This is a genomic window from Hyalangium ruber, from assembly GCF_034259325.1.
Classification (GTDB): domain Bacteria; phylum Myxococcota; class Myxococcia; order Myxococcales; family Myxococcaceae; genus Hyalangium_A; species Hyalangium_A rubrum.
In genome coordinates this window covers 356,698-381,165 of sequence record NZ_JAXIVS010000010.1, presented here as the reverse complement: position 1 = coordinate 381,165, position 24,468 = coordinate 356,698, and the positions used below count along the sequence as shown (strand labels likewise).

18 protein-coding genes are annotated in these 24,468 nt (G+C 68.7%); 5 read left to right on the top strand and 13 right to left on the bottom strand.

Annotated elements, in window-relative coordinates:
* Positions 1-89: 89 nt before the first annotated feature.
* The gene (locus tag SYV04_RS28135; protein ID WP_321549017.1) at positions 90-398 is read left to right on the top strand and encodes a DUF2171 domain-containing protein; all 309 of its coding nucleotides are present in this window, start codon (positions 90-92) and stop codon (positions 396-398) included.
* A gap of 30 nt (positions 399-428) precedes the next feature.
* On the opposite strand, the gene SYV04_RS28130 is transcribed toward SYV04_RS28135, so the two are convergent.
* Positions 429-1,178 carry a hypothetical protein gene (locus SYV04_RS28130; protein WP_321549016.1) on the bottom strand — a complete coding sequence of 250 codons (750 nt, stop codon included), beginning with the start codon at positions 1,176-1,178 and terminating at the stop codon, positions 429-431.
* Positions 1,179-1,288: 110 nt separating this feature from the next.
* Here SYV04_RS28130 and SYV04_RS28125 point away from each other — a divergent pair, with 110 nt between their 5' ends.
* Positions 1,289-2,275 carry a catalase family protein gene (locus SYV04_RS28125; protein WP_321549015.1) on the top strand — a complete coding sequence of 329 codons (987 nt, stop codon included), beginning with the start codon at positions 1,289-1,291 and terminating at the stop codon, positions 2,273-2,275.
* A 63-nt stretch (positions 2,276-2,338) separates the two neighbouring features.
* Here the strand turns inward: SYV04_RS28125 and SYV04_RS28120 are convergent, their stop codons facing one another.
* Complete coding sequence (locus SYV04_RS28120; RefSeq protein ID WP_321549014.1) at positions 2,339-7,060, bottom strand: putative Ig domain-containing protein; 4,722 nt, start codon at positions 7,058-7,060, stop codon at positions 2,339-2,341.
* 134 nt (positions 7,061-7,194) lie between these two features.
* Between SYV04_RS28120 and SYV04_RS28115 the strand changes: the two genes are divergently transcribed.
* Both SYV04_RS28115 and SYV04_RS28110 read left to right on the top strand, forming a co-directional pair.
* Positions 7,195-7,329 (top strand): hypothetical protein, encoded by a 135-nt coding sequence (locus SYV04_RS28115; RefSeq protein WP_321549013.1) that lies wholly within the window; start codon positions 7,195-7,197, stop codon positions 7,327-7,329.
* Between the two features lie 122 nt (positions 7,330-7,451).
* The gene (locus SYV04_RS28110) at positions 7,452-8,342 is read left to right on the top strand and encodes a lipase family protein (protein WP_321549012.1); all 891 of its coding nucleotides are present in this window, start codon (positions 7,452-7,454) and stop codon (positions 8,340-8,342) included.
* 18 nt (positions 8,343-8,360) lie between these two features.
* Here the strand turns inward: SYV04_RS28110 and SYV04_RS28105 are convergent, their stop codons facing one another.
* Together SYV04_RS28105 and SYV04_RS28100 are read right to left on the bottom strand one after the other, a co-directional pair.
* On the bottom strand, positions 8,361-9,056 hold the full coding sequence (locus SYV04_RS28105; protein WP_321549011.1) for an HNH endonuclease: 696 nt from the start codon (positions 9,054-9,056) through the stop codon (positions 8,361-8,363).
* A complete protein-coding gene (locus SYV04_RS28100) occupies positions 9,053-10,357 on the bottom strand; it encodes an AAA family ATPase (protein ID WP_321549010.1) in 1,305 nt (434 codons plus the stop codon). The genes SYV04_RS28105 and SYV04_RS28100 overlap by 4 nt, the downstream gene beginning before the upstream one ends.
* A gap of 118 nt (positions 10,358-10,475) precedes the next feature.
* Between SYV04_RS28100 and SYV04_RS28095 the strand changes: the two genes are divergently transcribed.
* A complete protein-coding gene (locus tag SYV04_RS28095) occupies positions 10,476-11,282 on the top strand; it encodes an alpha/beta fold hydrolase (protein WP_321549009.1) in 807 nt (268 codons plus the stop codon).
* Positions 11,283-11,339: 57 nt separating this feature from the next.
* On the opposite strand, the gene SYV04_RS28090 is transcribed toward SYV04_RS28095, so the two are convergent.
* The 9 genes from SYV04_RS28090 to SYV04_RS28050 form a co-directional block, all read right to left on the bottom strand.
* Positions 11,340-12,863, bottom strand: a complete 1,524-nt coding sequence (locus tag SYV04_RS28090; protein WP_321549008.1) for a serine/threonine protein kinase — start codon at positions 12,861-12,863, stop codon at positions 11,340-11,342.
* Positions 12,864-13,389: 526 nt separating this feature from the next.
* The gene (locus SYV04_RS28085) at positions 13,390-13,611 is read right to left on the bottom strand and encodes a hypothetical protein (RefSeq protein WP_321549007.1); all 222 of its coding nucleotides are present in this window, start codon (positions 13,609-13,611) and stop codon (positions 13,390-13,392) included.
* A 4-nt stretch (positions 13,612-13,615) separates the two neighbouring features.
* Positions 13,616-16,726 carry an AAA family ATPase gene (locus tag SYV04_RS28080; RefSeq protein ID WP_321549006.1) on the bottom strand — a complete coding sequence of 1,037 codons (3,111 nt, stop codon included), beginning with the start codon at positions 16,724-16,726 and terminating at the stop codon, positions 13,616-13,618.
* Between the two features lie 149 nt (positions 16,727-16,875).
* Complete coding sequence (locus SYV04_RS28075; RefSeq protein WP_321549005.1) at positions 16,876-18,480, bottom strand: golvesin C-terminal-like domain-containing protein; 1,605 nt, start codon at positions 18,478-18,480, stop codon at positions 16,876-16,878.
* A gap of 183 nt (positions 18,481-18,663) precedes the next feature.
* On the bottom strand, positions 18,664-19,026 hold the full coding sequence (locus tag SYV04_RS28070; protein ID WP_321549004.1) for a nuclear transport factor 2 family protein: 363 nt from the start codon (positions 19,024-19,026) through the stop codon (positions 18,664-18,666).
* 97 nt (positions 19,027-19,123) lie between these two features.
* The gene (locus SYV04_RS28065) at positions 19,124-20,752 is read right to left on the bottom strand and encodes a hypothetical protein (protein ID WP_321549003.1); all 1,629 of its coding nucleotides are present in this window, start codon (positions 20,750-20,752) and stop codon (positions 19,124-19,126) included.
* A gap of 52 nt (positions 20,753-20,804) precedes the next feature.
* Complete coding sequence (locus SYV04_RS28060; RefSeq protein WP_321549002.1) at positions 20,805-22,313, bottom strand: response regulator; 1,509 nt, start codon at positions 22,311-22,313, stop codon at positions 20,805-20,807.
* Positions 22,310-22,774 carry a response regulator gene (locus tag SYV04_RS28055; protein ID WP_321549001.1) on the bottom strand — a complete coding sequence of 155 codons (465 nt, stop codon included), beginning with the start codon at positions 22,772-22,774 and terminating at the stop codon, positions 22,310-22,312. Before SYV04_RS28055 ends, SYV04_RS28060 begins: the two co-directional genes overlap by 4 nt.
* Entirely contained in the window at positions 22,771-24,402 is a 1,632-nt protein-coding gene (locus SYV04_RS28050) for a PAS domain S-box protein (RefSeq protein ID WP_321549000.1), read from the bottom strand. The genes SYV04_RS28055 and SYV04_RS28050 overlap by 4 nt, the downstream gene beginning before the upstream one ends.
* Between the last annotated feature and the right edge of the window lie 66 nt (positions 24,403-24,468).

Here is a 24,468-nt window from a genome sequence, read left to right as displayed (position 1 = left end):
GCACTGGCCACGGGGCTCTCGGCGTCTCCATGTTCCACGGATGGGGCCCGGCCCAGGGAAGCGCGGGCCCGCGCGCAAGGAGGCCGCGGATGATCAACGAGGGAGAGGTTCGCGAGGGCATGACGGTGCGCACGTCGGACGGCCGCCGGTTGGGCGTGGTGGCCGGCGTGGGGGAGACGCACTTCGAGCTGGAGAAGGGCCTGGTGTCGGTCCCCCGGCGCGACTACCTCGTCGAGTACCGAGACGTGGCCAGCGTGCGCGGGCACAGCGTGTGGCTGGAGGCGGATGCCCAACTGCAATTGGAGGAGGACGACGACGGCGGCGCGCTGCCCCCGCGGCGGCACGAGGGCATGGACGGCGAGCCGGTGAACCTCGAGGAGCCCGCACCGGGCCCCTGAGCGCGCTGCCACTTCACTGCCTCAGCTGCCTCAGGCGGGCGTGTCCCCCGCGCGGCGCAGCCGGTCCGCGTTCTCCTTCATGCCCACCGCCACCTGGGCGATGATGGTGAAGAAGCGCCCGCTGCGCTCGACGATGGCCAGCGCCTGCTCGTTGCGGTTCTTCAGCGCCGAGGCGCCATCGAACAGGGTTTCCAGCAAGGCCTTGAGCACCGCGACAAAGTCGAACAGTCGGAGCACCTCGGCGGCGGACACCTCGCGGGCGCCCACCAGGGTGTCACCGCTGACTCGCTTCTCGCCCTCCATGAACCACGTGTTCACCGTCTCCACGGTGACGAGGCGGCCGTCGCCGAGCATGAAGAGCTCGCGGCGCAGCACGCCTCCGCTCTCGGTGGCACCACCCGTGCGCGGCTCCAGCATGCGGGAAGCGCCCGCGAGGCGGATGGCCGGCTCGTTGAGCCACGCGGCGGCCTGCTCGCGCACCGCCACGCCGAACTGCTTCTCGAGCTTCTCCACCGCCTTGGCGTCCTCGGGGCTGGGCGCGCGGATGGGCCGGGCGATGGCGGACGCCTCGGGGAGGATGAGGTCCATCAGCTCCTCGAGGATGCCGGCCTTGGCGTCGGCTTCCTCCTGGCCGTAGTCGAGCACGGACAGGAAGAACTCCTTGGCCTGCTCGGGGGTGATGGCCTCTTCCTCGGAGGGCGCCTGGGCGGGGGCCGCTTGAGGGGGCGGGGCGGACGGCTGCGACGCGGCCTCCTGCGGCTGCTTGGATTCTTCGCTCATGGGGCCGCGAGGTTAGCAGCATTGGTGCGCAGCGCCCGGAAGCTTCTCCATGGCACTGTGTTTGCTAACCCCACCTCCCGCGCGTCACCTCTCTCCAAGGGAGCACGGGAGTGGATCAACTGTCGGAAAAGGAGCAGGCCGCGCTCGAGCGGCTGCGAGACATGGTCCTCGGCATGGAGGCGCGGCGCTACCTGGAGCAGGGGCGCCCCACCGCTCGCGGGGCCGGTGGGGACGTGAGCGGCTACGCGCGGGGCGTGTTTCGGATCCGCCCGGATCTGCCCGCCGAGCTGCGCGTGGGACTCTTCCGCTACGCCTCTTTTCCAGCCTGGGTGCGCTTCTGGGCCGAGCGCCTGCCCCGGGTGGGGGGGGTGGAGGGTGACGGTTGGGGGTTCAATGTTCGCCTGACGGGTGTTCCCGGACCCCCCGGGCGTGGGAGCGGAGATCCGGGGTTGTCTCACGATTTCACGCTGTTCAATCACGACGTGTTTTACGTGGATGATGCACGCGCGCTCACGGAGTTCACGGCGGCGTCGCTGGGAGGCCGGGCGAAGGAGTACCTGGAGCGGCACCCGACGACGGCGCGAATCCTCCGGGAGATGGGGCGGCCGGAGGACAGCGTGCTGCTGGCGCGCTACTCGAGCGTGGTGCCGTGTGCCTTCGGCACGCGCTTCGTGAAGTACGCGGTGCGGCCCAGCCGGGGCAGCACGCGGCTGTCGGTGCTGCCGTTCGACCGAGGCAGTGGGGACGAGGCGTGGAAGGAGCTGCGCTGGCGGCTCAAGGAGGAGGGGGCGCGGCTGGACTTCTTCCTCCAGTTCCAGACGGACCCAACGCGCATGCCGCTGGAGCGGGCGACGGTGCGGTGGGAGGAGCGACTCTCTCCGCTGGTCCACGTGGCGCGGCTGGAGTTGCCGGCGGGGCAGGAGCTCATGCTGTCGAGCCCGACGGCGGCGACGGGCTGGAGCGAGTCGCTGGCGCAGGCGCTGGTGGAGCACCGGCCGGTGGGCAGCCTCAGCCGGGCGCGGCAGGTGGTGGACGAGGCGCTGGTGGCGTGGCGCCGCCGCCGCGAGCGCCCGAGCGATCGCATCCCCACGCTGTGAAAAGACACCGGGGCCCGGGCACGTGTCCCGGACCCCGTCAGGCGCCTGCGCCGCGCGCGGGCGCTACGGCCACAGGTGGAGCAGCGCGCCCGGCTGGGTGTCCGAGTCCTGGCCCAGGTTGGCCAGGGAGAACTGGCGCGGGTTGAAGCGGCGGGGCGAGTCCGGCTCCCACTGGCGCACGTAGGGCGTCCAGCTCAGCGTCACCTGCCCGCTGGGGGGCTCCACCGGCGTGGAGGAGGGGGCCAGCGTGCTCGTCTTGGGCAGCGTGTAGGCCACCCCGCCGGGCTGGATGGGCGCGTGGTAGTCCCAGTAGCGCCGGCCCCCGAGGGTGCCGTGCATCACCCACACGAAGCCGGAGTTCGCGGGCGCGGTGAAGGTGAAGGACGGCCCCGGGGTTCCCCGCAGCGGCCGGCGGCCCGGCAACAGGTACACCGAGTTGGCCGTGGGCGAGGCGACGGCCAGGTCATTGAGCCCATCGCCGTTGAGGTCCTCGGCCACCAGGTCGCGCGGCGCGCCCGCCACGGACACCTTGGAGTGCGCGGTGAAGGTGCCGTTGGAGGCGCCCTGGAGCAGGGTCACCTCGGCGTCGCTCGGGCTGACCACCGCGAGGTCCAGGTGGGCGTCGCCAGTGAGCTCGGCCAGGGCGAGGGCCGTGGGCCCGGTGCCCACGGAGAGGTTCACCGGCGAGGCGAACGTGCCGCCGCCCGCGCCGAAGAGGAGGGAGACGGTGTTGCCGCCCTCGTTGGCCACGGCCAGGTCCGGCAGCGTGTCGCCGTTGAGCAGGCCCACCGCCACCGCGCTCGGCTGGGCGCCGGCGCTCACGAGCGTCGAGGCGCCGAATGGCCCCTGGGTGGTGCCATCGAGGGTGACGGAGAGGCCCTCGGCCACCACCACCACGAGGTCCGGCTTGTTATCGCCATCCAGGTGGGCGACGCGCACGGCCTTGGGCGCGGTGCCCGCCAGCGCCACCGTCTGGGCCGGACTGAAGGTGCCGTTGCTCTGGCCGAGCAGCATCGAGACGGTGTTGCTGCCCTGGTTGGCCACGAGCAGATCCAGGAAGCCGTCCCCATTCACGTCCGCGGTGGCGAGGCCCTGGGGGGTGGTGCCCACCGCGTAGCCCGTGGGCTCCGCGAAGGCGCGCGGCGCGATGGCCAGGGCCAGCTGGACCTTCACCTGGTTCGAGCCTGGCTCGGTGGCCGCCAGATCCATCCGACCGTCCCGGTTGAAGTCGCCCAGGGCCACCGCGTAGGGCCCGCTCAGGCCACAGCAGATGCCATCGGGGAAGGCGGCGGTGAGGGAGGGCGTGCCCCAGAGCACGTCCACATCGAAGCTGCCAGAGTTGGGGAAGACGAGGTCCGGGAAGGTGTCCCCGTCCAGGTCTCCCACGGTGAGCTGCTGCACGCTGCCGAAGGAGCTGAAGCGGACGCGCGCCGGGCCCACGCCCGCGGGCCCGTGGGGAATGCACTCGCGCTGGCCCAGGGAGATGCCCGTGACGCTGCTGCCCAGCGAGAACGTCTGCGAGCCGTCGGCCACGCGCGGGAACAGGGTGTAGTCCTCACAGGCCAGCTCGCTGGAGGCGTAGGTCCGCATGCGCTGGGCGCGGGGCGCGCTCGAGGCGGTGAAGACCACGTCGAAGAACCGGGAGTTCTGCGCGGTGTTGCTCAGGCTGTTGGGGACGGTGGGGAAACCCGGTGCCTCGAGCTCGGCATCGAAGGAGTTGAAGGCCGTCTGCCCCCGCCAGCTCGCCGGCAGGACGAGCTCGCCCGTGGCATGCAGCAGCACGGCCGGGCCCGGCGGCAGGGAGAAGTCCACCAGTGCGTCCGCGGTGAGCGCGGGCAGCTCCCGGTCGGCGTACGTCCACAGGGTGTTGGGGTAGGCCAGGGCGGGGTCCTCGCCGCTGACGGTCATGAAAACCGCCTCGCCAGGAGGCACGCCCGGCACGGCGTAGGTGCCCCGGCCCTGGGAGTCCAGGGGCGCGGCGACGAGGAAGGAGGCGCCGCTGGTGGTGACCAGGCGCACCTGCGCCGTCCCGTTGCCGGGCCCGCCGGTGAGCTGCCCGCGCACCGTGTAGCTCACGGGCGTGGGCGCGGGAGTGCCGCGCTCGGTCCACGCCGTCCCGTCATAGGTCCACATGTCCCCCAGGCGGATGACGCGCCCGTTGGGGCGGGAGATGCCCAGCCCGAGCACCAGCTCGCCGCGCGCCGTATCGAAGTACATGACGTGGCCGGAGCGGGCCTGCGGCACGGCGCCCGGAGGAATCACCGACTCCCAGGCCGTGGCGTTGGGGCGCAGCACCAGCAGGTCCCCGAACTGCGTGTTGACGTCCGCGGCCCGCCCGCCGAAGGCGTACAGGTTGCCGCGGGTGGCGTCATACGCCATGGCGAACTCGGAGCGCGCGCTGGGCAGCGGAGGCTTCGTCGACCAGGCGCCCGTGGAGGGGTTGAAGGCCATGCACTCGCTCACGGTGGCCGACCCGCGGCCGCCGCAGAACCACAGCTCGCCGGTGCCCGTGTTCACGGCGCTGGCCATCCAGGCCCGGCTCACGGGCGCGGGAGACAGCGGGGTCCAGGTGTCGGTGGCCGGCGTGTAGCGCCACACCTCGTTGGTGTAGAGGGGATTGCGGAAGCCTCCCACCATGAGGACGGAGTCACCCGAGGGCTCGCGCACCATCGCCGCGCCCCGGCGGGGCCGGGGCTGGGAGGCGGGCTGGATCCGCGTCCAGGCCTGGGAGGTGAGGTCGAACTCCCAGGTATCGCCCAGGGAGTCGCCCGTGCCGATGCACTCGCGGCCGCCGAACAGGACCGCCGTGCCGTTGGCCACGGCCATGGGGGTCTCGTAGCGCGGCGAGGGCGAGGTGGTGCGCCCGCCCGGCACCAGGGAACGGAAGCGCTTCTGAGCCACGTCCACCGACTCGACCAGGTCGTTGAAGCACGTGTTGTAGAAGAGCGAGACGGTGGAGGCGCTGTCGTAGCCGCCGAAGACGAGGAAGCGGCCGGAGGCGGGGTCATACGCGCCGCTGCTCGACGCGCGCGAGCCGAGCACGGGGGCGGAGTACATGCGCAGCGTGAAGAGGGAGGAGTTCACCTGGGTGAAGGTGGTGTTCACCAGGTCCTGGCCGTTGGCGGTGATGTCCACGGTGTCCGTGGTGCCGTTGAGGTCCAGGCGGGCGAAGACGACCTTGCCCTCGGCGTCCGTGAGCGCCTCCTTGGGCGGGTCGTACTCCTGGCCGTTCTTGCGCAGGCGCACGCCGACGTTGGGCAGCGGGGCGAAGCCGCTGGTGACGAAGACGGTGAGGGTGGTGGTGATGGAGCTGCCCGCGGGGGCCAGGCCCACCGCTCCGCCGAAGCTGACGGGGCGCGGTTTCAGCACCTCGAGGGTGAGGGTGCGGCTGACGCGCTGGTTGCCCGCGTCCGTGACGCTGAAGGTGATGGAGTAGGAGCCCGCGGAGCCCTGGGCGGGCGTGCCGCTCAGCGTGCCGGTGCTCGCATCCAGCGCGAGGCCCGGGGGCAGGCCGGTGGCCGCGAACGTGAGCGTGCCCTGGCCGAACTGGGCCAGGAGGCGCTCGGGGGCCTCCTCGGAGCGGCGGTACGAGACGCCCTCGGTGGCCGGGGTGAGCGTGGTGGGGAGCAGCTCCGGCAGCTTGAAGACGCTGAGCTCGAAGGCCTTGGACACAAACCGCTGGTTCTGGTCGGTGGCCTCGACGGTGAAGGTGCTGCGTGAGCCATGGGCGATGGCGGCGTTCACGGTGCCGCGAACGCTGCCGTCGTCGAAGAACTGCAGGCCGCTCGGCAGCGTGTCGGACGTGAGGACGATGGAGAGGGTGCCCTTGCCACCCGTGGCACTCACCGACGCGGTGTACGGCTGACCGATATAGGCGCTCGGGAGCACGGGGGCGGCGCTCAGCGCGGGCGGCGCATAGAGGGTGATGGACAGCGCGGTGGTGTACTCACGGCCCAGGGCATCGCGCACGCCGAGGATGAAGGGGAAGGTGCCCGCCTGGGTGGGCGTGCCGGAGATCTCCCCCGTGGCAGCGCTGAGTTCGAGGCCCGGAGGCAGCGCGCCCGAGGCCAGGAAGAAGGTCAGCGGCGCCTTGCCGCCGAGGGCCGCGGAGGGCTGGCTGTACGCCTCGCCGGTGTAGCCCTCCGGGTAGACGACGGTGATGATGTGCAGCCTTTCGGTCACGTCGATGGCGTAGCTCCGGGTGGCCTTGGCGCCGTGGGCGTCCGTTGCCTCGAGGGTGAACGCGAAGGCGCCCAGGGCGGGGAAGGTGCCGGAGAGCTGATGGCTGTTGGCGTCGAGGCTCACGGTGCTGGGCAAATCGCTCGCGGTGAGCTTCAGGGTGATGGGTGCCTTGCCGCCCGCGAGCTCCACCGTCGCGGTGTAGGGCTGCGTGACGATGGCGCCAGGCAGGGCGCTCTGCGGGAAGGAGATGCCCGAGTACACCTTGAGCGGGAAGGCCTTGGAGGACTCCTTGCCGTCGGCGCCCTTGACCGTCACCTGCACCTGGAAGTCGCCAGCGGTGGTGGCGCTGCCGGACAGCGCGCCGCTCTCGCTGAGGGCGAGGCCCGGCGGCAGCCCTTGCGCGGAGAAGCTGTAGGGCGTGGTGCCGCCGCTGGCGCCCACGGTGGCGGAGTAGCTCACGCCCACGGTGGTCTCGGGCAGCGAAGCCTCGGAGAGGGTGGGCGGAGTGCCGCCGGGGCCAGGCGGCGTCGGGTCGTTCTTGCAGGCGCTGAGGGCCACGACGGTGGCCAGCAGGCCCGCGATGAGGCGGGGGCAACGGGGCAAGGGGAGGTCCTCCAACGGGGCGACGCGGGACCTTCTAGTTCAGGCGTTCAAGAGCGCACAAATCCACCCAGGGAGCGGCGAGACGTCCAACCCACCAGTTGCTCGGTTGGAGGCTGATAACCTCCCGCGCCCGAATGAGCTCGAGCCTCACCTTGCTGGCCGGACCGGATGCGCTGCGGTGGATCCGCGAGCGGGGCGCAGGCCGAGCCGGTGAATTCTGGGAGCTGCTGTCCACCGGGCGCCTGGCCGAGCGCGTCCAGCCGCTCTGAGCCCCAGTCTTTTCAATACCTTGGAGGACAAGAAAGGAAAACGCCAGGGGCGACGCAACTCACAGGGGTGGAGGTAAGACAATGTGACCAGTAAGCCGACTTAAGCCCCTATGGAGTCCGCCATGACGACGCGCGTTACCCAGCAGCCGAGCACCTCCGCCACCGCCCGTACGAGCCGGTCGAATGAGGTGAGCGTGTCGAAGGCGTCGCGCTTCTCGAACGACTTCCAGAAGTGGCTGCACGAGAACGGCTACGGCGGCTACGACTTCGCCAAGGGGAACGTGCCGGCGTTCGGGGGCAAGGGCAGCGCGGGAGAGAAGGTGACGAAGGAGCCGGTCATCTTCATCCACGGCAACTCGGACAGCGCGGCGGGATGGAAGGGCTCCATCGAGCACTTCTCGAAGCAGGGCTACAAGTCGTCGGAGATGTACGCGATGACGTGGGGGCCGGCGAACCCGTTGAAGTCCTCGGAGCAGCACCACTCGGAGAAGTACCTGACGGAGGTGCGGGCGTTCATCGAGGCGGTGAAGGAGTACACGGGCGCGGAGAAGGTGGACGTGGTGGGGCACTCGATGGGGGTGACGCTGGCGCGCAAGGCGATCCAGGGTGGAGACGGGTTCGACCCATACGCGCGCAAGAACTACGACCTGGGCGAGGCGCTGACGGGGAGCGTGGACACGTTCGTGGGCATCGCGGGAGCGAACCACGGGCTGGCGGCGGCGATGATGACGGGGGACCTGGTGCCGACGACGAACAAGACGAGCGGGCTGCACCCGCGCTCGGAGATCCTCAAGGACCTGAACGCGGTGGAGCACGACGAGGGCGACCACGTCTACAGCATCTGGTCGAACGCGGACGAGGTGGTGGGGGTGGGGCTGGCGGGGTTCACCTCGCCGATTCCGGGGCAGGACGGGCAGAAGGTGTACGGCACCTTTCCGTTCGGGCACATGGGGCTGAAGAACCTGACGGCGGAGACGCAGTTGGCGATGATCCGCGACCACGAGGTCCGCTGAAGCCTCGTCCCTGCGAGCTCAAAGAGCGCCGCTGGGGCGCGCGACGGGTTGGGTCTGCATATCGAAGCAGCCGGCGCTGGTTCCCGTGAATGCGGCGATGAGCCGCTGGCGCATGTCCGAGTCCGCGGAGAAGACGGTCATCCAGATCGACCAGTAGCCGAGCGCGGTCGCCTGCTCGATGATGCATTGCCTCATGTCTGGCGTGTCGCAGGCCGCCAGGCAGGTTCGCGCGCGTTCGGCGCGTCCCCATGCATCGCGGCGATGCATCCAGCGCCGGTCGCTGGCTTTGGGGTCTTTCGTCGGGAGCTTGTGGAGCCCGGTCAGCTCCAGCGTGCGTTTCGCGACCTTTTGCTGGGGGCCCGTCAGGCCCGGCGCCAGTGTCACGACTCCATCCGCCTTGTAGGTAAACGCACGCGCCGTGTTGTCGCGGTCGGGCCAGTAGTGCTTCCCTCGGCGAACAGGCTTGGTGCCCTTGGTGCTGTTGCAGTTCACGCAAGCCAGCAAGAAGTTGTCCCAGTCCAACGCTCGGCGTGGGTTGGGCTTCTTGGGCAGGACATGCTCGACAGCCAGGCTCGCGTTGAGCTGGCTCTCGCAGAACGAACAGTACTCACCGAGCCGGGCGATGAGCTCGCCTCGTGCCTCGGCGTACTCCGCGAAGGCCCGGGGCGTTCCCTGGGCATCCAGCGGCCAGCTCCCGCGCTCCACGGGCCTCATCCCTTGTCTCCTGGGAGCTTCGCGGCGCGCCGCTGCATCTCGAGGAACGCGTGGTACGCGACATCATCGCTGAACGGAGCGGAGAGCTCGTCCAGCTTCCGTTTGAGCGCCGCCAGCTTGCGGCCATTGGCGCTCTTGGCTTCCTCGAGCGCCTCATAATAGGCCCGCGCTGCCACCATCATCTCCTGGTGTCGATGGCTGCGCTGGGGCAGCTCGACCCCCATCACCGCTTCGGCGATGTCCTCGATACTCCGGCTCGGGAGCGTCTCCCTCGCGGCATCATCCAGGTTGATGAGCTCGTTCTTGCGAAGGGACTGGATGATGAAGGGAGAGTGCGTTGTCGCCACGAACTGGATGGCGGGGAAGACAGCGCGCAGATCATCCACGACTTCACGTTGCCAGAGAGGATGAAGGTGTAGATCGATCTCGTCGATGAGGACGATGCCGGGGGTTTTCGAGGATGCCTCCTCGCGCAGGTGCGGGTTGAGGGTGGCCGCCCGGTAAGCGATATCCCCCACCATGGCGAGGATGTTGCGCACGCCGTCGCTGAGCATCTCGAAGGGAAGTTGCGTGTTCTCGTTTCTCGCGATCAGTGCTCCGAGCCGGAAGTCGTAGAGCACCTCCCGCCAGCCGCGCAGACACTTGCTCAGCGCTTGTTTCACCGCGGCAAGCGTTCCGAGCTCCTGTCCTTTCTGGATCTGGATCAGCTCCATCGTCTTGAACCAGGAGACAAAGCCCTTGTGGTCGGAGCTGGGGTCGAGGCAGCCGCGATAGCCGCGGAAGCGGGAGCCAGGCCGCAGGACGCGCGCACCATCCGAGGAAGTGGAGCGCCGCTCGCGCCGCTGGAGCCACAGCCTGCCCGTGCCGTAGTACGAGATGAGTGGAAGGGTGAGCTCTTTCCCAGCCCTTACCCGATTGTTCCAGGTGGTACCGAGTCGAGCGAGCTCACTCGCGCCCCCGTGGGTCGTGTGCTTGGTCGGCCCTTCAAGGGTTCGAGCCCACTGGAGAGCCTTGTCTCCGATGATGCCAGAGCAGGTGATCTGCGCGGGGTAGGCCGCCTCCAGGGTGAGAACCTCTCCCAGCTTGTGAGTGACACGGCGCACATCGAGACGGTGGATACCAGGTGGGGAGGCCCCATCGAGCCCGAGGAACAGGGCTCCCGCGCCAATGGAGAGCGCATCAAGGATGGCGGTCTTTCCAGTGCCGTTGTCGCCGATGAGGATGTTGAACGATGGAGCGAGCTCCAAGGTGCGCGACTCGAAGCCGCGAAAGTTCTTGAGCTCGATGCGCTCGATCCTCATCCATTCCCCTACCTGGACACTCTCTGGCGGGTTGTATCGTCACAGGCACCACGGGCGCACGAGAATTCCCGGCGCCCTGTACAGTGAGCGCGGCGTCTCATCACTCTTGAAAGTTCGCATGCCGCACATCCGGATCCATGGCGCGCAGCTCTATTACGAGGAGCACGGCGCCGGTACCGATACGATCGTCTTCTCCCATGGACTGTTGTGGTCCGGGGAGATGTTCCGCGAGCAGGTCGCCGTCCTGAAGGACCGCTACCGCGTCATCACCTTCGACCATCGCGGGCAGGGCCGGTCCGAGAAGACAGCTGACCGGCTCGACATGGACTCACTGGCCGAGGACGCCGCGGAGCTGATCCGACAGCGCTCCCCCGACAAGCCGGTGCATTTCGTCGGCCTGTCCATGGGTGGCTTCGTGGCCATGCGACTGGCGGCACGGCATCCGGAGCTCTTGAAGTCCTGCATCCTGATGGAGACCAGCGCCGACCCGGAGCCGGCGGAGAACAAGCCGAGGTACCGCCAGCTCTCGTGGGTCGTGCGGCTGCTCGGCGCGAGGCTCGTCGTGTCGAAGGTGATGCGGATCATGTTCGGCCAGAGCTTCCTGACCGACCCGGCCCGAGCCGAGCTGCGGCGAGAGTGGGAAGGTCGCCTCGCGGGGCTCGAGCGAAACATCCACCGCGCGGTGACGGGAGTCATCGACCGTTCGAGCATCCATGAGGAGCTGAAGAACATCCGCTGCCCGACGCTGGTCCTCGTCGGAGAGGAAGACGTGGCCACCGTGCCCGCCAAGGCCGAGCGCATCCACCAGGCCATCGCCGGCTCGGAGTTGGTGCGCATCCCCCGTGCCGGTCACACCAGCACCATCGAGAACCCGAGCGATGTGAACCGGGCCCTGCTCGACTTCCTCGCGCGGAAGTTCGCCTGAGTCCCAAAACCTGTCTGGTTGTCAGACAGGTTTGTCTGAAGCCCTTTCTTCAGGGGGTTAGCGAGGCTCTCCAGGCTCCGAGGTGGGTTTACGGGGCGGAGCAAAGGAGGGGGCGTAGCACTTGCCCTGGAGGTACACGTAGCCATTGCGCTCACAGGCGTCGGCACCCATCGCGACGTTCACCCAGCAGCCACCGTTGATAGCGACCTGCTCTTGGTCCGGGCACTGGCCTTTCGCATCCGGTTTGCGCTGTCCCGGGAACAACTTTGGAGACTCATCAAGGGCAACCGCTTCGCGGCTGGCGGGGACGTGAGCGGAAGCAAGAGGCGCTGTCAGCGAGGTATCCCCGACAGCCGAAGTGCCGGCGTCCGGGGCGTCCGTCTCCAGCGCCGCCTGTGCCTGCGCAGACACCTTCTCGACCCACGCATGCACGATGTGCCCAGCCCATAGGAGCAGCAGCACTCCAGCGGCCGCTACCGCGAACCAGGGCAGGCGGGGGCGCCGCGCACGCGCTGGCCCAGGAACGGGCACCTGAGCTTCCATCGGCGCAGGCTCGACAGGAGGGGTGGGTGCTGGCTGCTCGGAGGAGCGCACCTCCTCCATATCCCACGGAGGCTGGAAGGGGTCGAGGGCCTCCTGCTGAAGCTGGGGCGCGGGAGGAGACGACTCAGGAACGAAGAGGGGGTGATCCGCCTCCAGGCCCGAGCGCTCCGCTGCGAGTTCCAAGTCCTCGGCCAGCGCTCCCGCCGTGCCGCGTGCCTCGGCGAGTACCGCGAGCATGCGAAGGATCAATTCACTGAGCTGCGGCACGACCCGGGGATTGAGCTCCAGCGGAGGCCTCGCGCCGGCGCCGTTCGGCAGCCAGAGGTGCCCTTCCTCCGACGGGTACTCGCCGGTGACGAGCCGGTAAGCGGCCACTCCCAACGCGAAGAGGTCATCGCCTGGCCCGGCTTCGTAGTGGGCATCCGCCGAGAAGCCGAAGCGGGTCAGGAACCGCCACGCCTCGGGAGAACGGTAGGCCGGTGTCCCAGGAGGCAACGACTGCCACGTCAGGCGCACCGCGCCCGGGTAGTTCCCCGCGCCGAAGTCGGTGAGAAAGGCGCGGCGGTCCTCGCGCCGCACCAACACATTGTCGCCTTTGACATCCCGATGCACGGCACCGGCCGCATGAGTGGCCTGGAGCGCGCGGGCCAGCTGGGCAAGGAGCTGGAGCACCTGTCGAGAGGTGGGGTTGGACTCCCGCGCCCAGGCATACAGCGACGTGCCCTCCACCCACTCCATGGCGAAGTAGGGATGGGCCGCGCCCGAAGGATGCCTCCAGAAGCCATGGTCCCGAAGGCTCGGGACGCTCGGGTGCTGGATGCGAGACAGCAGCACGACCTCGCGCACGAAGCGCGGATCCCACGGGTACAGGGCGAGCTTGAGCGCCACGGGAGCCGCCGATTCCTGGCCCTCGGGAACGACGCGGTAGACGGCCCCATAGGTGCCCTGGCCTTGTCGCCGCACCACGCGCCAATTGCCCACCACCGTCCCCTCGGGGAGACAGTCCGGGTGCGGCGCGGGTACGTGTGCTCTGCCCATGAAATGGCTCGAGGGTCATAGCCTACGTCACACGTAGGCAGCCGTCAGCGTACTCAGACAGTACGATGTGCCGCATGTAGGAGCGTGCAGCCAGTTTCGGACACCCACCCCTGGCGGCGAAGAACCGACCTTGTCCCCTCACCGGCTTGATGCGCACCTTTGTGAAAAGAAGGCTGAAGCTGGCAGGCAGCCAAGCAATAATCAGGTTATACGGCTAACAGCCGCATCTGGCTGAGCCGCAGGGGTGTCCATGTCCGTCGAGGTGCCATGGCAGCCAAGCCTCCACCTGTTCTTCGAGGCGACGACTCTTCCCGGCATTAGCGGCGTTGGACAGTGTGCTCTGGGTTCTCGGCTGGAACTGCGCCCCCATGGCGCTGCGCGCTGGCTCGATGCCTCGGAGGCCGCGGTGCTGTGGCTCGGCTTCTACGGTAAGCCTCTGCTCGGGAGACAGCGGCAGCCGTATGACCAGACGAGTCCGGCAGCATACATGCCACTGCCGCTCTCGGCCTTCGAGGTTCATCAGCTCTCAGAGGGCGTCTTGCTCGTGCAGCGTCAGGCCTCTCGTGCTCGCCTGAATCAATCCGTCCACGATGGAGGTGGCGGTCGGCATGAGGCGCTCCTGCTGGAAAGTCCCGAGGAGGCCCAGCGCGTGGTGGAGCAGTTCCTCCAGTCCGTGGGAATCGATGCGGTGACGGCCTCCAAGTATGCGGAGCAGGTCCTCTCCCGCCTGGTGGCGGGCTACACTCACCGCCTCAGCCCTTCCGGCTCGCCTCAATCAGCTTCTCGGTCTGCTTGAACTCTTCTTCGCGGACCGCTGCACCGAGCTCCTCGATGATGCCTCGAGCCCAGCGGAACTCCGCCTCGGCTTCGTCGAACTCACCGAGCTTCGCGAGCACCTGAGCGTGGTGATTGGCGGCCTCTGCCTCCTCCACTTCGAGCCGGAGCGCCTGGAACCCACTCATGGAGCGCTCGAGCAGCTCGAGCGCCTGGCCGAGCAGGTCCTGCTTGAAGGCAAGCTGGCCCTCGTTGCGGTCGACGATCGCCACCATCTCGTCATCCTTCTGCCGCTTGAAGCACTCGCGGGCCTCGCCAAACCGCTCGCGGGCAATGAGCAGGTTTCCCTCGCTCATCTCCACCTTCGCCATCAGGTTGAGGACGAGCCCAAGCAGGCGTTCATCCTGGAGCGCCCGGGCCGCCGTCTCGGCTTTTGTCGCCCGCGCTCGCGCCTCGACCAGCCGCTTCTCATGGCGAAGCAGCCGGCCTCGATAGTAGTCGACCATCACGAGCCCGGCGCGGTCGCCGCTCGCTGTCATGAGCGCTTCGGCGTGCTCGAAGAGCGGCCAGACACCTTCGAGGGGCGTGATGCCCAGATGCCACTCCGTCTCCGCCACCGAGTCATAGGCGGCATGCGCCTCGTCATGTGCTGCCTCCGCCCCGAGCAGCTTCGCCACCGCGAGCGCCTTGCGGCCCAGAGCTGCTCGGTCCCGCCAGCGTCCTCCCGACCAGAGTGGGTAGTCCGCGTTGCGCCAGCCTTGGAGGAAGCGCCGCTGCTGCGCGGGCAGCGGACTGTCGGAGAGCCAGTACAGCACGGCGCGTAGATGCTCCCAGCGTCGCCAGACCTGCGGAAACTCTCTCCAGCGCCTGTCGCCGCCATGCGACCTCAACAGCTTCAGCGTCCAGTCCTCGAGGAGCTTCTGGTGATGCTCGCGCAGGGCCGTGGCTTCCCGCCCGAACTGGCGGACGACGGGATGACGTCCGTAGACCTTGCCCCCCTTGCCCTCGCTCCGCGACTCCCGCAGGACGAGGTTTCGCGCCTCCAGCTCGCCCAGTGCCTCGTCGACTTGCTGGGAAGACAAACCGAGGATGTCCGCGAGATCCTCATGCTCCACGGGCGCAGGCAGCAGCGCGAGCACGCCCAGGAGGGCGGTCGCCTGGGGCGGCAGCTGGGCAGTGCTCTCCTTCAGCAGTTCCTCCAGCCCATCGGCATCGACACTCTGGGCCCGCCGCTGCTCCGCGACCTCCAGTCCGGCGGAGATCTCTTCGGGAGGGCGCCCGGCGCGCAGCATTCCGGCCACCCAGCTGAGCGCTAGCGGCAGGCCACCAAGGGTGCGGTGGACCGCGTCCGAGAGTAGCCGGTCGACGGGACGGCTCACCTCCTGGCTCAGGAAGGCATGGGCCTGGCTCGCATCCAGGCGAGCAACCTTGATGAAGGCATCACCCTCGGGAACCGCGCCCCGGGTGGTGAGCACCAGCCGGCCAGGCCAGTAGGAAGCCATCTGCCGCAACTCCGCCGGCAGTGGAGCCTCGCCTTCGCCAGACCACCACTCGAAACTGTCCAAGACGAGCACGGTGGGGCGGCGCGACAGCTCCTGCTGGATGACGCCCCATTGCTCTTTTGAAGAGCGGTCGATCGCGCGCGGCTTGCCCAGCGCCTGCAGCAGGCCCGCCCGCAGCTTGTCCACGGAGCCGCCCTCCGAGCGGCTCAGGTCCAGCCATACGACCCGCGCCAACCCAGGATTCACGACGAGCAAATGGAGCTGGCTGGCCGTCAGCATGGACTTGCCACTGCCGGGCGGGCCATGAACCCAGAGCGGGCCCGAGGCCTGACGCAGCAACCGAGCGAAGTCCTCTTCCTCCTGGGTGTGAACTCCGGGGCGCGCATGTTCCAGCAAGCCGGTAGGGATGCCCTGAACGCCCTGCACGAGCGGGGGGCGCGCTGTGTGGTGGATCGGCTGCCAGCGCTGCTCCTTCGCGACATAGCGCAGGGGCTCAACATCGGTATGGATGCGCCCTGCTTCCGGGTCCTTGGTGGGGCCCGAGCCCAGGGTGGGCAGGGTAAGGCAGACCGCTGACTCCTCCGGGCGGATGGTCAGCAGTTTCTGGGTGGGATGCGGCAGCTCATCGAATCCCTTGGAGGGAGCGGGCCTGAGTGCGACCACGCCACCGAACTCATGGAAGAAGGAGTCCGCCCGTGAGCTGACCCTGCCAAGCATTCCGAAGGCTCGGCTCGACCCGAATGAGGAACTTTTGAGCCCTGGCAGAGATGTGCCCGCGGCCACGTTGGTGAAGAGCACCACGGGCGGTTGGCGTGCCCAGGCGGGGTCGGCATAGAGGGCCACCAGCCCACGGGCATACACGGCATTCAGGGGTGAAGGGTTGCACTCGGGGACGATGAGCAGATCCGGTCTTGCCTCTCCCAGAAGTGCCTCGCGCGGGCGTACATCCGTCGCCTCATCCCGTGCGATGAAGTCGAAGCAGATGGCTGTTGCGACCGAGAGGTTCTTTCCCTGGATGCGGCGCACGTAGCTGCCCCGGATGAATCGCTTGGGGCCCAGCTCTTCGAAGGCAGCTGGAGCGAGCTTGGCCTGGGGCACGAGGTGGATCTTGCCTTTCGCCCGCACCGCGAAGAGGAGGAAGTTGCAGTAGCCCTGCTCCCTGGCAATGCCACCGCATGCGGCGTCCAGCTCCTCGATGAAGGTCTTTGCCTCAGTCGCGTCCACGCCCATCCCGTCCAGCAGCTCGGGCAGGTTGCTCAGCAGCGTGTGCTCGAACGGGAGCACGCACGCGCAGCCTTCTTCCAGAGACACCTCCAACCACTTTCGCAGCTGAGGGACCGAGCTCGCCGGCCAGGCGTACTCAGGAAAGACGGTGATGTGCGCCTTGTGGAGGGTGGAGGTCTTGAGCGTCGCGAAGAGCCTGGCCTCGTACTCCGCGTCGTGCTCGGGCTGCAGCAGGGGGGCCACGTCCGTCCGATACCGGGTGCGCAGCTGCGCCAGAAGCACCCGGGGCCGCAGCGTCGGCAGCACCCATCCGGGCAGCTTGATCGGCTTCAGAGGGGTCGGCTTCTTCTTCGGCAGGCGCATGGGAGTGGACCTCTAACCCGCCCCTCATAACGCGTTGTACCGACAGGCACATGGGTGAGATCACCCCCCTTGACCCCGGTTCTGCGAAAGCGAAAGGCCCGGAGCCCACTGGCCCCGGGCCTTCCTTCCTTCACAGCCTCGAGTTCGAACTACCGGACGCGGATGGCGTCGGCGATGACGACCGAGCCCGCAGCGGCCCAGCGGCTGACCTGAACCTCGTTCCAGCCGGCCGGGAAGCTGTAGGTGCCCAGCACCTGCCACGCCCCGCCGCCCGTCTGCTGGTTCTTGTACACCGTGCCCAGCTTGTTGCCGTTCGCGTCCCACACGATGAACGGCGTCGCCGTGGAGCGGTTGGTGCCCGACACCCACCACGCGTCGATCGTCTTCGTGGCCGGCGCCGACAGGTAGAAGGAGAACGTCACCGGATCCGACACGGCATCCGTGGAGGCGTAGTCGTAGCCGCTGCCGTAATAGCCCGCGGACGAGCCCGACGCCCACGTCGCCGAGCCCGAGTACTTGGCCGACGCCGTGTTGTTGTTGGCGTTGTTGCTGTCCACGATGATGGTCGCACCGCCACCGGTGCTGCCGCAGTAGGAGTTCACCTTGCTGATGTACGTCGACCACGGCCAGTTCGGGCCCGGGTCCGTACGGGTCGACGGCTGCAGCCGCCCGTGCGCCACGATGTGGTAGCTGTCACGCGTAATCACCTGGTCGCGCGAGATGTCGCACGAGAGCTTCGCCGAGGCGTCGATCTGCCCCGTGGGGAAGGAGGTCTGGCTGGCGTAGCCGCCGTGCTCGATACCCACCGAGAAGTGGTTCACCGACACGCCGTTGAGCCCGCAGTCCTTGCTGCCGTTGAGGCTGCAGCTGTAGCTGGCCGCCACGTGCCAGGCGCGGTTGGCCTCGTTCACCAGCTGCGAAATCTCGCTGCCGCTCTCGTTCACCACGTAGTGCGCCGAGGCGCCCGCCGCCGAGTTCGTCAGCCAGCTCCAGCACCCCGAGTAGCCGCCCTCGCAGGTGTGGATGACGATCATCGAGACGTTCGTGCCCGAGGGGCGCGCGTTGTAGTTGGGCGAGGGGCGCCAGATGGACGAACCGTAGTTGGGGCCCGCGGCCATGGCGCGCGCGGCGGGCAGCTCGAACTTCGCCTCGACCGGCGTGGGCATGATGGACGCCACCACCTGGCCCTCCGCGCCCTCGGCCACCACGCCGTTGCGCAGCGTGGCGTAGACTTCCTTGTGGATGTAATCGGCCTGCGCGTCGCTGTGGGTGATGCCGCTGAGGCGGGCCACCGCGGGAGCCCAGGCGCCCACGTCCGCGCGCTCTACCTTCAGCTCCTCCGCGTACGTCGAAAGCAGCGCGGCGCCGGCGCGGATGTTGGCCCGCGCGTCGCTCCGAGCCTGCTCCACCGACACGCCCGTGAGGGCCGCGCCGCGCTCCAGCCGCTCGCCGCGCAGCGCCATGACGCCGTAGGCGGCCGGCAGGCCCTCGAACTCCTCGTGGCCCTCCACCATCTGCCAGCGCGTCTCGGTGAAGGAGATGGCCTTGAGCAGGTCGGCCGGCACGTTGAAGTCACGCGCGGCCTCGTCGAACAGCGGATCCAACTGGCCCTCGGAGCCACGGCCAGCGGCGTCCTTGGCCGCGTCGGCGATGGCGGAGGCGGGCGGCTCGGACTCGGGGCTCTGCTGGGGACCACAGGCGGTCAGGGAGAGGGCCGCGGCGGCCGTCGCCAGCGTGTTGCGAAACAGGGACATGAAGACTCCGGGGGAAGGGAGATGTGGAATGCGGCCTCCCGCCTAAGCAGGCCCCGTGCCAGCTCCTCTCTCCCTCTGAAGCCTCCCGCCAGCGAATCCCCAAAGTGGAGCATCCATGCTCCATCCTACCTGTCCTGATTGTCCTGATTTAAGACGATTTCACGGAGTGTGTTCGTGCGGGCCTCAGCCGAAGATGGGCGAGGGGTCCAGGTGCGAGAGGTAGCGCTGGATGCGCTGCTCCTTCACGTCGAACACGTTGCAGAAGGGCAGGGTGATGCGGCGGCCGTCCTTGATGCGGTTGAGGGTCAGCTCGCCTCGGACGACGACGCCCTGCGGGGTCTGCCAGACGTCGAGCAGGTCATGCCGGACGTCACGGGCCAGGGTGAGGATGGCGTGGATGACCTGCTTGGCACCGTGCGGCCCCGAGACGGAGACGCCGCTGCCCATGCGGAAGGCGGCATCCTCCGAGAGGTAGGAAGCCCAACCCTCGATGTCGCCCCGGTCGAACTTCGCGAACAGCTCGTGAACCCAGGCATGGTCGGCCATGTCGCCCCCTTGAGAGTGACCTGGCACATCTGATGACCCGTGCCCCAAACCGTCAAGACAGGTAGGGCCCGTTTCGTGTGCTACTGCAAAGTGCGCTTCAGCTCGGCGAGAGCGTGCCCTCGATGCGGCCGGTCCTTCCCGCGCGATCGAGCGCCTGCGCCAGCTCCAGGGGCGAGCGCGAGGCCAGCACCTCGAGGAACTGCTGCGCGCCCGCCGGAGGCGAGTCGAGCGGCCGTCCCAGATGGTCCGTGTTGAGCCGCGTGCGCAGCCGGTCGAACTGCTCACGCGTGAAGCTCAAGGTGACGTCGCCCTCGGCCCCACGGAACTGGCCCCGGGCCAGCTCGCCGCCAAAGGCGCGCTGCAGCAACTGGCGGGTGGTCGCATCCGCGGCGCCCAGGCGCACCGTGTAGTCGGATCGGGGCTGCCCGTCTTCGGCTCGCGTCGTCTCCGCGACCCGCACGCGGCCATTCGGAGCGCCGACAGTGCGCTCGCGCTGCTCGGTGCCGTCGGGCAGCGTCTCGCGCGTCTCCTGGCGGAAGAAGGTGGGGGAGCGCTCCTCGACCTTGTCGCTCGTCACTCCCGTGACGGCCTCGGCGCTGCCGAGTACCCCGCGCTCGTAGCGGCTCACGTCACGGCGGCTGGCCGAGAGCACTCCCTCTCCCGCGGCGCCGGGCACCTCGAGGCTCTGCGTGAAGCGCTGGTAGGCCTCGCGGCCCGCGGGCGTGGAGATGTCGAACTGCGCGGTGCGCTCCTCGCGCTCGGTGCGCACGTGGTCCATGCCCGCGCGGCCCTCAGCGGCGCGCACGGCCGCCAGGCGACCCATCGGCACGCCCAGGCTTCCTCCCAGCCGCGCCGTATCGGTCGTGCGCGTCTCGTCGATGCGCGTCACGCTCACCACATTGCCCTCGCGCCGGATGCGCACCTCGGAGGCGAGGGCCTGCTCCCGAGCGGTGTCCGCACCGACAGCCAGCGGGCCCACGGGGGCCTCGGCGCCGGTCTGGCCCTTCTGCGTCCGCTCGCCACGAATGCGCAGCTCACCGCCCTCGGGCAGGTGCTCCGGAGAGTTCAGCGCGAGATGGTTGGTCGGCGGCGTCGCGGGAGCCGTGGTGCCCGGAGTGCGCTGCTCGACGGAGACCTGCTGGGTGCGCTCACGCTCCTGGCTGACGCCAATCCGACCGCTGACCTTTCCGCCCACCACGCCGCGCGACTCCAACGTCTGGCGTTGCACCGTCTCATCGCCATCCTGGGTGATGCGCTGCGTGCCGCGCTCGCGGGCCTCGCCTTGCAGCTCCGCGGGCCCACGGGAGATGGCGGCTCTCGGGCCTCGCGCCGTGTCGCTTCCCGAGTCAGGAGTGAAGGTATTGAGCGGGCCGGTGGCGGAGCCGATCGCGTCGCGGAGCACCTCGTTCAGCTCGGCTCTTCGCTCGGAAGGAGGCACGGGCCCGACGCGGCCCGCGGGCGTGGCATCGGGGGCGCGCTCGGGCGCGGGGCTGGACGACGGTGGAGAGAGCGCCGGGCCTCTCACGGCGGCGCGCTCGAAGCCATCCCGCGCCTGCAGGGGAGCACTCACCCGGGTGGCGGTCTCGGCCGGCGCGGTGGGCGCTGCAGGGCTCTGGGCCGCCGCGGCCCAGGCCGCCTCCATCTGCGCCTGGGCCTCCTGCGCGCGACGCACGCGATCGTCCGAGTCACTCTCGTTGCGGCCAATGGGGGCAGTCGGATCGCTCATGACGGCCACGGACCAAATCATGTGAGCGACCGTGCGGGCAATCGGCGGCGGCTCAGGCCGGCAGCGCCTCCAGCATGGAGAACAGTCGCTGCACGTCGATGGGCTTGTCCATGCAAGGGGTGTGGGTCGCGCTCAGGAAAGCGCGGGACTCCTCCGTGAAGGCCCCACCCGTCATGAAGATGATGCGTCGGGCCTGCTCCGGGGCCAGCCGCTCCAGCTCCCCATGGAACTCGGGACCGCTCATCTCCGGCATCATCAAGTCACAGAGGATGACGTCCACGCGGTGGCCGGAGGTGATGTACGCCAGCGCCTCCTGGGCCCGGTCGAAGGTGACGACCTCGTGCCGCGCGCGCAGCAGCCGCTTCAGCGCCTTGCCCACCGACACCTCGTCATCCAGCACGAGCACGCCCAGGCCCTGGCCAGTGGCCTTCGCCTTCACCGCTTCGACGACCTTCGCCTCCTGGGCGGCGCGCAGGCGGATCCAGAAGGTGCTGCCCTGGCCGGGCTTGCTCTCCACGCCGATGCTGCCCTTCATCTCCGTCACCAGCCGGCGGCAGATGGACAGCCCCAGCCCCGTGCCCTCTCCGGCCCGCTTCGTGGTGAAGAAGGGCTCGAAGATGCGCTCGTGCAGCTCGGGAGGAATGCCCGCCCCCGTGTCGTGGATCTCCACGCGCACGGCGCCACCGTCCATCCGCGTGACGACCCGAATCTCGTGCGCGTCGCGGTGCCCGTCGGGAATGGCCTGGGCCGCGTTGATGACCAGGTTGAGGAAGACCTGCCCCAGCCGGGCCTCGCTGCCGTGGACGCGGGGCACCTCTCCGTAGTCCTTGAGGAGCAGCGCCCGGTGGAAGACGTGGTTGTGCGCCATGCGCAGCGCCGAGTCCAACACCCGGTGCAGGTCCGTCGGGCCGAACTGCTGCTCCTCCGGGCTGGAGAAGATCTTGATGTCGCGGATGATCTGCTGGATGCGCTCGGCGCACTCGAAGGCCTCCCGCAGCGCCTGCCCCTCGTCCTCGTTCAGCTTGCGGTGGGCCGGGGCCTGCTGGGTGAAGTCCAGGTTCATCATCAGCGAGGTGAGCGGGTTGTTGATTTCATGGGCCACGCTGGCGGCGAGCAGCCCCAGCGAGGCCAGCCGGTCCGACAGCATGAGCTGCTCCTGCATCTTCCGGCGCTCGGCCCGCAGCGAGGCCTCGCGCAGCTCCCGAGTCACCGCCGGGCCCAGGCGCCCCAACTTGTCCTTGAGGACGAAGTCGTGGACACCCGCCCTCATCGCGGCCACCGCCACGTCCTCGCCGATCTTCCCCGACACGATGAGGAAGGGCACGTCCAGCCCGCGCTGCTTCACCTGCGCGAAGGCCGCCAGGCCATCGAAGCCCGGCAGCGCATAGTCGGTGATGATGACGTCCCAGGTGTTCGAGCACAGCGCCTGCCGGAGCTCTTCGGGTGTCTCGACGCGGGTGTGAGAGAGCTCGTAGCCGCAGCGCCGCAGCTCCCGCAGCAGCAGCTCGGCATCGTCCTCCGAATCCTCGATGAGCAACAGTCGCAGGGGCCTGGAGCTCATCCCGCACCTCGGGTGTTGCGAGGTAACGGCTCGTTGAGGATGAGCCAGTACATGCCCAGCTGGCGCACCGCCTCGAAGAAGTCGGTGACGCCCACGGGCTTGCGCACGTAGCTGTTGACGCCCAGCTCGTAGCTGCCATCCAGGTCCCGCTCCTCGTTGGAGGAGGTGAGCATCACCACCGGCAACAGCCGCGTGTGCTCCGACTCGCGGATGCGCCGCAGCACCGTCAGCCCGTCCACCTTGGGCAGGTGGATGTCGAGCAGGATGACCTGGAGCTGGATGCTCGGATCCCGCCCGGCGTGGGCGCCGCGGATGAAGATGTAGTCGAGCGCCTCGGCCCCGTCCCGGACGACGGTGATGGGGTTGCGGATGTTGCTCTTGCGCAAGGCCCGCAGGGTCAACACCTCGTCATCCGGGTTGTCCTCCACGAGCAGGATGACGCGCTGGTTGATTTCGTTCATGGGCTGGCCTTCCTGGGGGTGGTGAGCCCGGTCCCCGGCGGCAGGGGCAGCTCGTTGAGGGTGAAGGAGAAGCAAGCGCCACGGCCTGGCTGGCCCTCGCCCCAGATGCGGCCCCCATGGCGGCGGATGATGCGCTCCACGGTGGCCAGGCCCACTCCGGTGCCCTCGAACTCCGACTGCGTGTGCAGTCGCTGGAAGACGCCGAACAGCTTGTCCCGGTACTCCATGTTGAAGCCGGCGCCGTTGTCCTTGACGAAGTAGGTGCGCCCGCCGCTGCTCTCTTGCTTCACGCCCAGCTCGATCTCGGCCAGCGGGCGCTCGCGCGTGAACTTCCAGGCGTTGCTCAGCAGGTTCTCCAGCACGGAGCGCAGCAGCTGCGGGTCACCCCGGTCCACCAGCCCTTCCTGGATGAGGAAGTGCGCCTTGCGCTCGGGCTGGAGGACCTGGAGCTGCTCGGCGATGGAGCGCGCCATGGCCGACAAGTCACACGGCTTGCTGGCCAGCGTGGTGCGGTTGACGCGCGAGAGCGCGAGGATTCCATCGATGAGCTCGGCCATGCGCTGGGCACCGCCCCGGATGCGCCGCAGGTAGTCCAGGCCCGTGTCGTCCAGCCGGGAGGCACAGTCCTCGGTCAGCGCGTCGCTGAAGCTGGCGATGCTGCGCAGCGGGGTGCGCAGGTCATGGGCCACCGAGTAGGCGAAGGCCTCCAGCTCGCGGTTGGAGAACTCGAGCTCGGCGGTGCGCTCGGCGATGCGGCGCTCCAGCTCCGCGTTGAGCTTGCGCACCTGCTCCTCGGCCCTGCGGCGCTCGGTGATGTCGGTGAGGGTGGCCATCGAGCCGACGTAGTCGCCATGCTCGTCCTTGATGGGCGTGGTGGAGATGCTCGTCCACAGGGCCGTTCCATCCTTGCGGATCAGCTTGAAGTCGAAGGTCTCCGAGATGCCCTGGCGCCGCCGCCGCAGGTTCTCGTGGGCGATGGCCTGCCCCTCTTCGTCCATGAAGTAGAAGAGGGGCTTGCCCAGCATCTCCTCGACGCTGTAGCCGAGCAGGTCGGCCATGTAGCGGTTGACGTAGTTGGTGCGGTTGGTGGCGTCGATGGTCCAGATGCCCTCTCGGGCAATCTCCACCAACAGCTGGAAGCGCTGCTCGGTGCGACGCTTCTCCTCCTCGGTCTGGCGCGCCTTGGTGACGTCCTTCACCAGGGACATGGTGCCGATGAGCTGCTCCTTCTCGTCGCGCAAGGGGAGGCAGTTGATGCGGACATGCCTGCCTTGAGGCACGTTGGCGTTGCGGACGAACATGTCCACATCGCGGACCTCCTCTCCCTTCAAGGCCCCCCAGAGGGGCAGCTGCGCGACGGGAAAGGGTGTCTGCTCGTCGGGAAAGAAGAAGCCTTGCTTGTCCCAATCCTCTTGAGGGGTCGACTCGGGCACGCCGAAGAGCCACTCGCAGAAAGGGGTGGAGTAGATGTACGTCCCCTGGGCATCGGAGATGGAGATGCCCTCGGAGATGTTGTTCAAGATGGCGCGGATGAGGCCCCGATTCCGGACCTGGAACAGCTCCTCGCCCAACGCGCCATGCTGACGGGCGCGCACCTCGTCCGGTGTGCCGTGTGCTGCTTTTGGCATCGTCCCCCCCCGGGTACGCAGCCATGTTGTGTTTCCAATCGTTACGCCTGATCCTCCAGGAGAGTC

Coding starts and splice junctions, on each gene's coding strand:
- SYV04_RS28100 (WP_321549010.1), bottom strand. CDS start 10,357: ATGAGGATCGAGCGCATCGAGCTCAAGAACTTTCGCGGCTTCGAGTCG.
- SYV04_RS28095 (WP_321549009.1), top strand. CDS start 10,476: ATGCCGCACATCCGGATCCATGGCGCGCAGCTCTATTACGAGGAGCAC.
- SYV04_RS28050 (WP_321549000.1), bottom strand. CDS start 24,402: ATGCCAAAAGCAGCACACGGCACACCGGACGAGGTGCGCGCCCGTCAG.
- SYV04_RS28060 (WP_321549002.1), bottom strand. CDS start 22,313: ATGAGCTCCAGGCCCCTGCGACTGTTGCTCATCGAGGATTCGGAGGAC.
- SYV04_RS28115 (WP_321549013.1), top strand. CDS start 7,195: ATGAGCTCGAGCCTCACCTTGCTGGCCGGACCGGATGCGCTGCGGTGG.
- SYV04_RS28075 (WP_321549005.1), bottom strand. CDS start 18,480: ATGTCCCTGTTTCGCAACACGCTGGCGACGGCCGCCGCGGCCCTCTCC.
- SYV04_RS28065 (WP_321549003.1), bottom strand. CDS start 20,752: ATGAGCGATCCGACTGCCCCCATTGGCCGCAACGAGAGTGACTCGGAC.
- SYV04_RS28070 (WP_321549004.1), bottom strand. CDS start 19,026: ATGGCCGACCATGCCTGGGTTCACGAGCTGTTCGCGAAGTTCGACCGG.
- SYV04_RS28090 (WP_321549008.1), bottom strand. CDS start 12,863: ATGGGCAGAGCACACGTACCCGCGCCGCACCCGGACTGTCTCCCCGAG.
- SYV04_RS28130 (WP_321549016.1), bottom strand. CDS start 1,178: ATGAGCGAAGAATCCAAGCAGCCGCAGGAGGCCGCGTCGCAGCCGTCC.
- SYV04_RS28105 (WP_321549011.1), bottom strand. CDS start 9,056: ATGAGGCCCGTGGAGCGCGGGAGCTGGCCGCTGGATGCCCAGGGAACG.
- SYV04_RS28110 (WP_321549012.1), top strand. CDS start 7,452: ATGACGACGCGCGTTACCCAGCAGCCGAGCACCTCCGCCACCGCCCGT.
- SYV04_RS28055 (WP_321549001.1), bottom strand. CDS start 22,774: ATGAACGAAATCAACCAGCGCGTCATCCTGCTCGTGGAGGACAACCCG.
- SYV04_RS28080 (WP_321549006.1), bottom strand. CDS start 16,726: ATGCGCCTGCCGAAGAAGAAGCCGACCCCTCTGAAGCCGATCAAGCTG.
- SYV04_RS28135 (WP_321549017.1), top strand. CDS start 90: ATGATCAACGAGGGAGAGGTTCGCGAGGGCATGACGGTGCGCACGTCG.